Annotated in this window: 11 protein-coding genes; 8 read left to right on the top strand and 3 right to left on the bottom strand. The window is 29.2% G+C overall.

Features of this window, described 5'->3' with window-relative positions; translation table 11 throughout:
- Positions 1 to 31: 31 nt before the first annotated feature.
- Positions 32 to 1,624 (bottom strand): hydroxymethylbilane synthase, encoded by a 1,593-nt coding sequence (gene hemC / locus KI686_RS12500; RefSeq protein ID WP_237589659.1) that lies wholly within the window; start codon positions 1,622 to 1,624, stop codon positions 32 to 34.
- Between the two features lie 10 nt (positions 1,625 to 1,634).
- Positions 1,635 to 2,870 carry a glutamyl-tRNA reductase gene (gene hemA / locus KI686_RS12495; RefSeq protein ID WP_237589658.1) on the bottom strand — a complete coding sequence of 412 codons (1,236 nt, stop codon included), beginning with the start codon at positions 2,868 to 2,870 and terminating at the stop codon, positions 1,635 to 1,637.
- 205 nt (positions 2,871 to 3,075) lie between these two features.
- Between hemA and KI686_RS12490 the strand changes: the two genes are divergently transcribed.
- The 4 genes from KI686_RS12490 (at position 3,076) to KI686_RS12475 (ending at position 6,276) form a co-directional block, all read left to right on the top strand.
- Entirely contained in the window at positions 3,076 to 3,960 is an 885-nt protein-coding gene (locus tag KI686_RS12490) for a helix-turn-helix transcriptional regulator (protein ID WP_237589657.1), read from the top strand.
- Positions 3,961 to 3,972: 12 nt separating this feature from the next.
- Positions 3,973 to 4,476 (top strand): TrmH family RNA methyltransferase, encoded by a 504-nt coding sequence (locus tag KI686_RS12485; RefSeq protein WP_237589656.1) that lies wholly within the window; start codon positions 3,973 to 3,975, stop codon positions 4,474 to 4,476.
- Positions 4,477 to 4,519: 43 nt separating this feature from the next.
- A complete protein-coding gene (gene hemH / locus KI686_RS12480; protein ID WP_237589655.1) occupies positions 4,520 to 5,536 on the top strand; it encodes a ferrochelatase in 1,017 nt (338 codons plus the stop codon).
- A gap of 155 nt (positions 5,537 to 5,691) precedes the next feature.
- Positions 5,692 to 6,276 (top strand): CopD family protein, encoded by a 585-nt coding sequence (locus tag KI686_RS12475; RefSeq protein ID WP_237589654.1) that lies wholly within the window; start codon positions 5,692 to 5,694, stop codon positions 6,274 to 6,276.
- A gap of 52 nt (positions 6,277 to 6,328) precedes the next feature.
- Here the strand turns inward: KI686_RS12475 and recR are convergent, their stop codons facing one another.
- On the bottom strand, positions 6,329 to 6,946 hold the full coding sequence (recR, locus tag KI686_RS12470) for a recombination mediator RecR (RefSeq protein ID WP_237589653.1): 618 nt from the start codon (positions 6,944 to 6,946) through the stop codon (positions 6,329 to 6,331).
- 105 nt (positions 6,947 to 7,051) lie between these two features.
- Between recR and KI686_RS12465 the strand changes: the two genes are divergently transcribed.
- From KI686_RS12465 to KI686_RS12450, 4 genes are all read left to right on the top strand, one after another.
- On the top strand, positions 7,052 to 8,500 hold the full coding sequence (locus tag KI686_RS12465; RefSeq protein WP_237589652.1) for a sodium:solute symporter: 1,449 nt from the start codon (positions 7,052 to 7,054) through the stop codon (positions 8,498 to 8,500).
- 173 nt (positions 8,501 to 8,673) lie between these two features.
- On the top strand, positions 8,674 to 12,243 hold the full coding sequence (locus KI686_RS12460; protein WP_237589651.1) for a choice-of-anchor I family protein: 3,570 nt from the start codon (positions 8,674 to 8,676) through the stop codon (positions 12,241 to 12,243).
- 105 nt (positions 12,244 to 12,348) lie between these two features.
- Positions 12,349 to 12,996: a pyridoxamine 5'-phosphate oxidase gene (gene pdxH / locus KI686_RS12455; RefSeq protein WP_237589650.1), complete on the top strand. Its 648-nt coding sequence runs from the start codon at positions 12,349 to 12,351 to the stop codon at positions 12,994 to 12,996.
- Between the two features lie 34 nt (positions 12,997 to 13,030).
- The gene (locus KI686_RS12450; protein WP_237589649.1) at positions 13,031 to 13,519 is read left to right on the top strand and encodes a SixA phosphatase family protein; all 489 of its coding nucleotides are present in this window, start codon (positions 13,031 to 13,033) and stop codon (positions 13,517 to 13,519) included.
- Positions 13,520 to 13,523 lie beyond the last annotated feature (4 nt).

Raw genomic sequence — 13,523 nt, 5'->3', positions numbered from 1 at the left:
TAGTTTATGTCATTATAAGGAATAATGACTTTTATTCTTCTGAGTAATATTCTTTAACCAATTCTAAAACGCTGTCTACACTTGGTAAGTTTGCAACTTCTACTTTATCAAAATGTTTTCTTGCTTCTTTTGCAGTAGTTTCTCCAATACAAAATGCAATTTTATCTGTATTATTTTTTTGTAAATAACTTTCTATACCAGAAGGACTGTAAAAAATAACTGCACTAACAGCATCATCTAATTTTTCTGGACTTAGCATTGTTTTATAAGCTTCTACTTCATTTACAACAACTTCATGTGCTTTTAAAAATGCTGGCAAAACATCTAACCTTACATCACTACAAAAATAAGTTACTTCTTTTACAGCTATTTCTTTTGCTAAGTAATCTGCTAATTTTTTAGCATTTTTAGCTACATGTGTAACTTTACCAATTCTGTTTTCTATTAATTTTTTTGTTCTTCTACCAACGCAATAAATGTTTTTAAAATTCATTTCGTTTTTAGTAAAAGAGTTTAAAAGTGCCTCTACTCCATTTTGACTGGTAATGACTACGTTTTCAATTTCGTTTTTCATCACCTTTGGCGCAATTCTATTAAAACGAATTTTAATAAAATCGCTATCTGTTATACCAAATGTATGAGGTAAAATTTTCTTTTGTGCTTCGGATAATTTTTTTGTTGAATAAATTGAATGTCTTACTAAAGAAATTTCTTCATCTTCTAACATCAATTCTTTACCACCTCTATTTATTATATAATCTGCACAATCTTTAGCTAAATATCTATGACTACCCATTTTTGCAGTTTTTTTAACTGTAATTTTTTTAGAACCGTCTTTTTTTAATAAAACTCCTTGAAAATTAATTTCTTCTGTTTTATCATCAACGTAAGCCAAAGCACCAATTGGCGCTGTACAACCACCTTCTAAAAGGTTTAAAAATTCGCGTTCTATACCAACACAAACCTTTGTTTGATAATGGTTAATCTGATCACAAGCATCTAAAACATAATCATCTTTTTCTAAAGCTGTAACCATAATTGCACCTTGTGCAGGTGCAGGAGTCATCCAAGTTAAAGGTATTGCACCTTTATCTCTTATACCTAATCGCTCTAAACCTGCTGCTGCAAAAATTGCTCCATCCCAAGTTTCGCTATCTTCTAATTTTTGTAGACGTGTATTTACATTACCTCGTAAATCTTCTACTTTATGAGTAGGATAACGATTTAACCACATGGCTTTTCTACGCAAACTACCCGTTGCTATAATTCCTTCTGGTTGTCCAAAAAATTCTTCGTTGTTTTTTAAAACTAACAAATCTGTATAATTAGCACGTTTTAAAACTGCAGCTTGTACAATACCTTTAGGTAAAACAGTTGGTACATCTTTTAAAGAATGTACAGCAATATCAATATCGCCATTTAGCATAGCAACATCTAAATTTTTAGTAAATACACCTGTTACACCTAACTCATATAAAGGTTTATCTAAAACAATATCTCCTAAAGATTTTATAGGAACCAAAACAGACTCATAGCCTAATTCCATTAATTCTTTGCGCACTTTGTTTGCTTGCCAAAGCGCTAATTGGCTATCGCGAGTTCCTATTCTTATTACTTTTTGCATGGAGTTTATTTTAAGATTGAAAAACCTTATTAATTACTTGTAGACTTTGCGAAACAGATGTGTTTTCATCTTTTAAATGTTTCACAAATTGTGTGGTTATCTTTTGTATAAAACGAGAAGTTAAGATTTCTGCTTGATTTTCATCAAAATCTGAAATCTTTTTCTTTTGAAAATTAATTTCGTCGTTTTTTATATTTTCTAATGATTTTTTTAAAGCCGCAATAGCTGGTGTAAATCTTCTATGGTTTAACCATTCGTTAAACTCTGCTTTATGAGTTTCTATAATTGCTTCTGCTAAAGGAATTTCTTGTTGTCTTACAGCTAAAGTTTCGTCTGTAATTTTAGATAATTTATCAACATTTACTATTGATATACCTTTGTAATCTGTTACGTTTTTAGCAACATTTTCTGGCATTGATAAATCTAAAATTAATAAATCTTTATTTTCTTTAACGTGCTCTTTTGTTATTGTAGGTTTATCTGCACCTGTAGAAACAATTAAAACATCTGCATTTTTAATTTCTTCTTTTAAGTTTTCTATTTTAGAGTTTCTTATAGAAGTATGTTCTTTTACAAAGTTAATTGCTTTTTCTTCTGTTCTGTTAATTAAACACACAGATTTATTTTGGGTATACTCTGCTAAATTTTTACAAGTATGTTTACCCATTTTACCCAAACCAAAAACTAAAATATTTTTAGAATTGTAATTTGGTAAATTCTTAACAATATATTGTACCGCAGCATAAGAAACAGAAGTTGTACCAGAACTTAATCTTGTTTCGTTTTTTACACGTTTGCTTGCTTGTAAAACACTGTTTATTAATCTTTCTAAATACGCATTGGTTGTATTTAAAGATTTTGCTAATTTAAATGATTGTCTTAATTGACCTACAATCTCATAATCGCCTAAAATCTGACTTTCTAAACCTGTACCAATTCTAAATAATTGTTGAATTGCTTCTTGGTTTTTATAAACATTAGAAACCTTTGCAAATTCTTGTATGGTTCCTTCTGAAAACTCACATAATAATTCTATTAATTGACATGGTCGTTCTGCAAAACCGCTAATCTCGGTTCTGTTACATGTAGAAATAATAAAAACTCCGCTAAAACCTTTTTCTTTAGAAAGTTTTAACAACGCAGTTTGATTTTCTTTGGATAAAGAAAATTTTCCACGTGTTTTAGCATCAGCTTTTTTATAACTAACCCCAATATTGTAAAAGTGCTCTTGCCTGTCCTCTTGCATCTTGTTGTAAAAAGTGGGTCAAAAGTAAAAACTTCAGTTAAAAAAAAGTATCGCTAAAAGTATTTTTAATAACGATATCAGTTTTTTACTTGTTTTTATCCTTAAAAAGGTACAAAAACCTTATTTTTGCAGCAATATAAAGGCTTTACAATTAAGCAATATAGAATCATTCTAAATAAAAACATCTTAATTAACAAGAATGCATATGATTAAAAATGTCGGAGAAAGTACTTTTGAAGAAATTTCTTTAGGTAAAGGTTTTTATGTACTTCATTTTCAGAACGAAAGCTTAGATATGCAAAATTTTGAAAGAGAAATAAATAGTACATTTATACAAATTCATTTCTGTTTACGCGGTAAAGCTAAATTTCTATTTAATAACGGCTCTTATTCTTTTGATGTTTTAGACAACAGATCTATACTTTTATATAATCCGCAAAGAGTTTTGCCTATCAATTTAGAAATTCAACCAAAAACTACATTGGTTTCTTTATTGATTTCTATTGAAAAATTTCATTCTTTATTCTCTAAAGAATCTGGTTATATTCCTTTTTTAAGTGATGAAAACAGCAACAAAAAATATTATGACGATACAGAGATTAAACCAACTGTATTAATTGTTTTACAGCAAATTATAAACTCTACCATCAATAGTTCTATTAGAGAATTGTACGTAAAAGGTAAAGTTTACGAGTTGTTAAGCTTACATTTTCAGCAAGAAGAAAGCACAAACGGAGAATATTGTCCGTTTTTAGTAGATGAACAAAATGTATTAAAGATTAGAAAAGCCAAAGAAATTATAATTGCAAGAATGGCAGAACCGCCAAGTTTACAAGAATTATCTAATGAAATTGGCTTAAATCTAAAAAAACTAAAAGAAGGATTTAAACAAATTTATGGTGACACCGTTTATAGTTTTTTGTTAGATTATAAAATGGAACATGCAAGAAGATTACTAGAAAGCAATCAATTTAATGTTAATGAAGTTGGTGTAAAAATTGGTTACAGCACAGCAAGTCATTTTATAGCTGCTTTTAAAAAGAAGTTTGGTACTACACCAAAAAAATATGTTATGAGTTTGAATCAGTAATCAAAATTAAAATTGGAACAACTTACACATTACAACATAGAAAACAAGCAACAAAAGTTTCCGATAACTATTGTTTGCGATGCCATTAGAACGCCAGAAAATATTGGTATGTGTTTTCGTATTTCTGAAAGTTTTGGTGTTGAAAAAATTTATTTTCATGAAAACTCTCCTTCTCTAGAAAACCGAAAAGTAATTAAAACAGCCAGAAACACTATCAACCAAATAGAACATGATTTTTATAGTGATTTTTCTACAACAATCAATAAATTAAAAAGTGAAGGAAATACAATTATAGGCATAGAAATTACTGATAAAAGTATCAATATTCAAGATTTTAATTTTAAAAATCATGAGAAAATCGTACTACTTTTGGGTAGTGAAAGAAACGGAATTGAAAATGTAGATTTAGTAGATTATACGGTTGCAATACCAATGTTTGGCAGAAACTCTTCTATGAATGTAATACATAGTTTAGCCATTACACTCTACGAAACCACAAATCAATTAGCAAAATAACAATAGTTTTTAAAGACATTTTTACAATTAAGACAAGACAATAATGAAAGGAATTTTACTTATTAACCTAGGTTCTCCAGACTCTACAGAAACAAAAGATGTAAAAAAATATTTAGGAGAATTTTTAATGGACGAACGCGTTATAGACATACCGTATTGGAAACGTTTTTTGTTAATTAAAGGAATAATATTAAGAACAAGACCTAAAAAATCTGCCGCCGCTTACAAAAAAATCTGGTGGAAAGAAGGTTCTCCTTTAGAAGTAATTTCAGAAAGATTTACCGAAAAAGTGAGTAAAAAAATAGATAATCCTGTTGCATTAGCAATGCGTTACGGATCTAGAACTATTAAAAAAGGTTTTGAGCAACTTGCAAAACAAGGCGTAGATGAAGTTTTATTAGTGCCTTTATACCCGCATTTTGCCATGTCTTCTACAGAAACTGTTTTAGTAAAAGCAGAAGAAGTTAGAGCAAAACATTTTCCGAATATCAAAACATCTCAAATAGATTCTTTTTATAACAATGAAGATTATATAAAAGCGATGAGTGATAATCTAAAAAATCATTTAGATGGTTTTGATTACGATCATATTTTATTTTCATATCACGGAATTCCAGAACGTCACATCAAAAAATCTGACCCAACAAAATCTCATTGTAAAATAGATGGTTCTTGTTGCGAAACTGCTTCTATTGCTCATAAAACTTGTTATCGTCATCAATGTTTTGAAACCACTAAAGAAATTGCAAAATCGTTAAATTTAAAAGAAGGAACATATAGCAATTCTTTTCAATCTCGTTTATTAAAGGATCCTTGGTTAAAACCTTATACAGATTTTGAACTAGAAAAATTTCCATCAGAAGGAAAGAAAAAAATAGCTGTTATTACACCTGCTTTTGTTGCTGATTGTTTAGAAACTTTAGAGGAGATTGCCATGGAAGGTAAAGACGAGTTTTTAAAATTTGGTGGTACAGATTACAAACACATTCCTTGTATGAATGACAATGATGACTGGGTAGATGTAATGGTAAAATGGATTAATAATTGGAAAAATAATTAAAAGTTATTTCCTATATTTTCGCAATATTTTTTTCTTCTATTCTCGATACAAATTTGTTAAAAGCAAATTCACTCGAACTGACAGAAAAAATGCGCTTCAATAAAGGGTAAGCTTATTTGCAAACGAATAGTACAATATAAAAACTTATACAAATTATGGATTTTTTATACATAAAAGCATTACACATTATTTTTGTAATTACCTGGTTTGCTGGTTTATTTTATATTATTCGTTTGTTTATTTACCATGTAGAAGCAGAAAAAAAACCAGAACCTGCAAAAGAAATCTTACAAACTCAATACAAATTAATGAGCAAAAGATTATGGTACATAATTACTTGGCCTTCTGCTATTTTAGCTAGTTTTTTTGCTATATGGATGCTTGTAAAAAATCCTTATTATTTAGAAATGCCTTGGATGCATGTAAAACTTACATTTGTTCTTGCTTTGTATTTTTACCATTATTCTTGTCAAAGAATTTTTTCTCAACTGCAAAAAGACATCATAAAATATTCTGCTCTAAAACTTAGAATTTGGAATGAAGTAGCTACAATTATTTTATTCGCAATTGTTTTTTTAGTAACACTACAAAGCGCTATCAATTGGATTTGGGGAGTTGTTGGTATTATACTTTTTGGAATTTTACTAATGCTAGGTATTAGACTCTACAAAAAAATTAGAGAAAAAAGAAGTTGGGAAAAAGCTGAAAAAGAAGCTTTAGAAGATAAAAAAGTAAAATAAAAAAACTTACAGGTTTATAAATTTTAATCAACAAGTAAAGTACTGTAAACAATTACCTACTTATACTTTGTTCAAAAGGAATTCTATTAACTATAGATCTTCCTAAAGTAACTTCATCTGCATATTCTAGCTCATCTCCAACAGAAATTCCGCGCGCTATTGTACTTGTTTTTATTTCAAACTTTTCTATTTGTTTAAAAATATAAAAGTTAGTCGTATCACCTTCCATAGTAGAACTTAGCGCAAAAATTAATTCTTTTACCTCACCTTCATCTACTTTACGTACTAGAGAATCTATTTGTAAGTTTTGAGGACCAATCCCTTCTATTGGCGATATTTTACCACCTAATACATGGTACAATCCATTAAATTGCGATGTACTTTCTATTGCCATTACATCTCTAATATCTTCTACAACACAAACAATTTCTGAATTTCTTTTAGGATTATTACAAATATCACATAAAACAGTATCAGAAATATTATGGCATTTTTCACAAGTTTTTACATCATTTCTTAAATGCAACAAAGCTTCTGTTAAAAACTTAGTATTATCAGAAGGTTGTTTTAATAAATGTAAGACCAAACGTAATGCAGTTCTTTTACCAATTCCTGGTAATCGAGAAACTTCGTTTACTGCATTTTCTAAAAGTTTTGATGAAAAATCCATAGTTTGCAAAATTACTAATTATCAATTTTGAATTACGAATTAATCTATTAAAATTTTTAAAAAGTATATCTTCGTATTTCAAAATTATTAATCCTTAATTACTACATGCAACCACTACATATATTATTATTAATTATCGCTTACTTTACAGTACTAATTCTTATTTCATATATCACAGGAAAATCTGCAAACAACAAAACATTTTTTAAAGCAAACAACTCATCACCTTGGTATTTAGTGGCTTTTGGTATGATTGGCGCTTCGCTATCTGGCGTTACATTTATTTCTGTACCGGGTTGGGTAGAAGCCCAAAATATGAGTTATTTTCAAATGGTTTTAGGCTATGTAGTTGGTTATGCTGTTATTGGTTTGGTGCTACTGCCACTCTATTACAAACTAAATTTAACATCAATTTACACCTATTTACAAGACCGATTTGGTAATTACTCATACAAAACAGGTGCTAGTTTTTTCTTACTATCTAGAGTAGTTGGTGCGGCTTTTAGATTGTTTTTAGTTGCCAATGTATTGCAAGCTATTTTGTTTGATGCATACGGAATTCCGTTTTGGGCTACCGTTTCTATAACCATTTTATTAATTTGGTTATACACATTTAAAGGTGGAATAAAAACAATAGTTTGGACAGATACTTTACAAACTTTATTTATGTTAATTGCCGTTGGAGTTTGTATTTATACAATTTCTGATAAAATGGAAATAGACAATTTATTTACTTATGTTGCAGATAGTAAACTCTCTAAAACATTCTTTTTTGATGATATAAATGCAGGAAATTACTTCTGGAAACAATTTTTATCTGGTGCTTTTATTGCTGTTGTAATGACTGGTTTAGACCAAGATATGATGCAAAAAAACTTAACCTGTAGAAATTTAAAAGATGCACAAAAAAACATGTTTTGGTTTACTATTGTATTAGTTTTTGTAAACTTTTTCTTTTTAGCTTTAGGTGTTTTATTAACAGATTTTGCACAACAAAACGGTATAGACGCTCACAAAGACGAACTTTTTCCTATTATTGCTACACAAGGTAATTTAGGTTTAGCAACCGCTTTATTTTTTCTTTTAGGATTAATTGCTGCTGCTTATTCTAGTGCAGATTCTGCTTTAACCTCTTTAACCACTTCTTTTAGCATAGATATATTAGAAATTGATAAAAAGAAAGATGTTGTAGAACAAGAAAAGATAAGAAAGAAAATTCATGTTATTTTTTCTTTAGTATTAATTGCTACCATTTTAGTTTTTAAATATTTTATTGCAGACGCAAGTGTAATTGCCAAAATATTCACCTTTGCGGGTTATACTTATGGTCCTTTATTAGGTTTATATGCTTTTGGCTTATTTACTAAATTAAAAGTAAAAGACAAGTTAGTACCTTATTTGTGTATTGCTTCACCAATTTTAACTTATTTAATTAGTTTTTACTCTAAAGAAAAATTAGGCTTCGATTTTGGTTTTTTCGTCTTAATTTTAAACGGATTTCTAACCTTTATAGGTTTACACTTACTTAAAATAAAGAAATCTACTAAATTATAAAGCAATTGTTTATAAAACCACTCTTAATTGTTAAGTATTTTAAAAATTTAACATCAATATTTGTCTTTTTTATAAAAATTAAAAACCTTTAATTAACATTTAAACAATTCTAATTTAATCCAATAAAACACCTTAGATTGTAATTTCATGCATTTAAAAAACTAATTTAAATCATGAAAAAAACACTACTTTTAATTTATTTTACATTATTCACTTTTATCTTGTCTGCTCAGATTACTACAGGAGACATGGCATTTATTGCATTTAATGCAGATGCAGATGATGATTTTGCAATGGTTACTTTTGTAGAAATCCCTGCAAATACAACAATTTATTTTACAGATTCTGAATGGAACGGAACATCTTTTGGTGATGATGAAAATGATTTTTCTTGGAACTCTGGCAACGATGTAATTGCTGCAGGAACAGTAATTACATTTAATACAATTAGCGCAGATGTTCCTTCTGTTTCTATTGGTACAATTACAGGAGAACCTGGTGGAGCATCGGCAACTTCTGAAGCTATTTTTGCTTTTTTAGGTACAGCACCTAGAACTCCTACTACTTTTATTGCGGCAGTTGCAAACTCATCTTCTGCTTATGGAGATTTAACAGGAACAGGTTTGGTAGATGGTTCTACGGCTATTACGTATCCTTCTAGTACAGATATTGCTCAATATAATGGCGTTAAAACAGGTTTAGATGCTAACGGATATTTAGCCGCATTAAATAACATGGATAACTACAATTTACAATCTGGTAGTGGAGACCAAAGTGCAGACGGTATAGTACCAGATTTACCTTTTAATACAACTGCTTTTGTTATTTCTACTAATGATCTTAGTGCTCCTTCTGTATCTAATGCAATTGTAACTTCTCAAAATACGATACAAGTTACTTTTTCTGAAGAAATTACTCAAGCATCAGCAGAAAACATAGCAAACTACATTTTAGATAACGGTTTAACTATTTCTGAAATTAATTATGATAATGCTACAAAAACATCAACAATAACACATAGCGGATTTACAGTAGGTACAGCTTACACAATTACTGTAAATAATAGCGTAGATTTAGCAAACAACACACAAGAAACTACTTTTGTTAGTGATACTCTTTTTTACAACAACACTACTTCTGGTTTAATAATTACAGAAATAATGTATAATGCTCCTTCTGATGATTCTGATGCTTTAGAATTTTTAGAAATTTATAACAACTCAGATTCTTCTATAGAATTAGGTGGAATTCAGGTTTTAGATGAAGGTGATTTTACATTTACATTTCCTCAACAAACTTTAGCTTCTAAAGAAATTGTTTTATTAGCTACAGATAAAACTACCGCAGATGCTTTTTACGGTGTTACATTTTTAGACATGCCTCAAGAAATTTCTAATGCTTTAGGTAACGGTGGTGAATTAATAAAAATCATCAATTCTGATGCAACTTCTATTTTTGAAGTAGAATATGACGATAAAGATAACGGTTGGACAACTGCAGCTGATGGTGATGGACCTTCAATTGAATTATTAAATCCTGATGCAGATGTAAATGATGGAAATAACTGGGTTGCTTCAACAAATTTAGTAGGACAATCTTTAGGTGATAATGTATATGCTTCTCCTGGTATTTACACTCCTATAACTACTGTAACACCTAATTTAGGTTTTAAAAATACTGTTTACAATGTTTCTGAAGAAAACGACTCTGTAACCATAACTTTAGAAACTTCTTCTATTACAACTTCTGATGTTACTGTAGATGTAAATTTAATTTCTAGCCTTTTAACAGCAACAGAAGGTTCAGATTTTACTTTTACCAACCAAACAGCTACAATTACTGCTGGTTCTACATCAACAGAAATTACAATTACAATTAGTAATGATAGTGATGCAGAAGCAGATGAAATGTTTATTTTAGAATTGGTAAACCCAACAAATGCCGTTTTAGATGATAACACAAATGCAGCAGTTTATATTTTAGATAATGATACCGCAATACCAACAGCAACAAATGAGTTAGGTATTTCTTTCTTAACAAGCTATCTTGTAGATGCAAGTGGTTCTGCAGAAATTTCTGCTTATGCAGAAGACGTAAAGCGTTTATATGTTTTAAACTCTATTGCTAAAAAAATAAACATCTTAGATTTTTCTAATCCAAATGCAATTTCAGAAATTTCTTCTATAGACCTTTCTTCTTATGGTACAGAAGGTCCTACAAGCGTTGCTACTTTTGGTGATTTTGTTGTTGCTGCTGTTTCTAACGGTCCAGAAGCCGATGGTGTTGTTGTTTTTATGGATAAAAATGGTAACAACATTTCTTCTGTTACTGTTGGTAATTTACCTGATAATGCAAGTTTTACTCCAGACGGAACAAAGGTAGTTGTTGCAAATGAAGGTCAACCAAACTCTGATTATTCAATTGACCCAGAAGGAAGTATTTCTATAATAGATGTAACAGCTGGTTTTGGTAATGTTACTCAAAGTGATGTAATAAACATTAACTTTAATGCTTTTGATGCAGATATTGATGCAATGAGAGCTTCTAATATTAGAATTTTTGGTCCTGGTTCTTCTGTATCTCAAGATTTAGAACCAGAATACATTACTTATTCAGAAGATTCTAAAACAGCTTGGGTTTCTTTACAAGAAAACAATGCAATTGCAGAAATAGATTTAACAAACAACACAATTACTAGTGTTTTTCCTTTAGGATTAAAAGACCATACTTTACCTAATAATACAATTGATACATCTAACGATACAGATTTTATTTTTCATGCAAATTGGCCAATAAAAGGTATGTTTATGCCAGATGCAATTGCTTCTTACACAGTAAACGGAACTACTTATATTGTTACAGCTAACGAAGGTGATGCAAGAGAATATGATGCTTTAGAAGAAGAAGTTAGCGTTGGCGATTCTGATTACGAATTAGACCCTACGGTTTTTCCAAATGCAGCGTATTTAAAATTAGACAGTAATTTAGGTAAATTATCTATTACAAACCAAAGTGGTGATATTGATAATGATGGTGATTTTGATGAAATTCATGTTTTTGGAGGAAGATCTTTCAGTATTTTTAATGCTACAACACAAACTCTAGTTTATGATAGTGGAGACGATTTTGAAAGAATTACAGCAAACGATCCTACTTATGCTTCTTTATTTAACGCTAGTAATAGTAACAATACTCTTAAGAACAGAAGTGATAACAAAGGTCCAGAGCCAGAAGGAGTAACAATTGCTACTATTAATAATAAAGTATATGCTTTTATTACTTTAGAAAGAGTTGGTGGATTTATGACTTATGACATTACAGATCCTACAAATCCTGTTTTCGAAAAATATATTAATAATAGAACTTTAGGCGATGATGAAGGTGGAGATTTAGGGCCAGAAGGTATTATTTATATATCAGCAGACAAAAGCCCTACAGAAAAAGGTTTAGTTGTATTATCTAACGAAGTTAGTGCTACAATAAGTGTATATTCTTTAGACAATGTTTTAGATACAGATGATTTTTCTACCGTTAAAAAAACAATTTCTATGTACCCAAACCCTGTAAAAGCAAATCAAACAGTATTTTTTAACGAAAAAATAAATGCTATTTTATTTGACATAAGAGGAAGAAAAATCTTAGAAAAAAGTGATGTAAAATCATTACAAATTCCTAATTTATCTAAAGGAACTTATATTTTTAAGATTAACAATTCTATTTCTAAAAAGGTTGTTATAGAGTAATAAAAACCTCCTTTTTTAAAATAAAAAAAGACTGCTAAAAAGCAGTCTTTTTTGTTGGATAATATTCAATTAACATTTGTATTTTTACACAATCAAATTAGCTATATGTCTAAAGACTTAAGTAACTATAGAAAATCTTACGAAAAGCAAGAACTTTTAGAAAGTACTTGCCCAGAAAATCCGTTAGAATTATTTCAAACATGGTTTTTAAATGCAGATAATTCTAATATGGTAGATGAAAGTAATGCCATGACAATTTCATCTATAGGATTAGATGGTTTTCCTAAAAGTAGAGTTGTTCTTTTAAAAAAATACACTTGGGAAGGTTTTGTTTTTTATACCAATTATAATTCTGAAAAAGGAAAAGCAATAGAAGCAAATAATAATATTTGTTTATCTTTCTTTTGGCCAGCTTTAGAACAACAAATTATTATTAAAGGTAAAGCAGAAAAATTACCAGAAAATTTATCTGATGGTTATTTTGAATCTAGACCAGACGGTAGCAAATTAGGTGCTTGGGCGTCTAACCAAAGTTCTATAGTTGCATCAAGAAAAGAATTAGACAAAAATTTATTATCTTTTGAAAAAAAATTTGAAGGTAAAGAGATAACAAGACCAAAACATTGGGGTGGTTATTTAGTAAAACCTATTTCTTTAGAATTTTGGCAAGGTAGGCCAAATAGAATGCATGATAGAATAAGATATACACTAGAAAGTGATTTTTCTTGGAAAATAGAACGATTAGCTCCATAAATTTTTATATTTACAAAACAACATTTAAATTTAAATGAAAACTTTATACATTGTTAGACATGCAAAATCTTCTTGGGAATACTCTGGTATTGAAGATATTGACAGACCTTTAAAAAAGCGTGGAATTAAAGATTCTCATATTATGTCTAAATATTTATCTAAAAAAATAGATAGACCAGACGTATTTGTATCTAGTAGTGCTAACAGAGCTTTACATACTGCTGTCATTTTTTGCGAAAATTTCGAGTATCCTTTATCAAACCTAAAAATAAAAAGACAACTTTATAGTTTTAGTGATGGATATTTAGTAAAAACAGTAAATGCTTTAGACGATGGTTTTAATTCTGCCATTATTTTTAGTCACGATCATGGTATAAATACCTTTGTAAACAAATTTGGTAACAAACCAATTTCTCATGTACCAACTTGTGGAGTTATAGGTATTCAATTTGAAGAAAAACACTGGAAAAACATCAAAAAAGGAAAAACTTTTATTGTAGACTTTCCTAAAAATCATAAATAATAAG

Source organism: Polaribacter sargassicola, from assembly GCF_021991835.1.
In the GTDB taxonomy this organism is placed as follows: Bacteria; Bacteroidota; Bacteroidia; order Flavobacteriales; family Flavobacteriaceae; genus Polaribacter; species Polaribacter sargassicola.
Note: the sequence above shows the minus strand (reverse complement) of the source record. Positions and strands in the feature narration are given on the sequence as shown.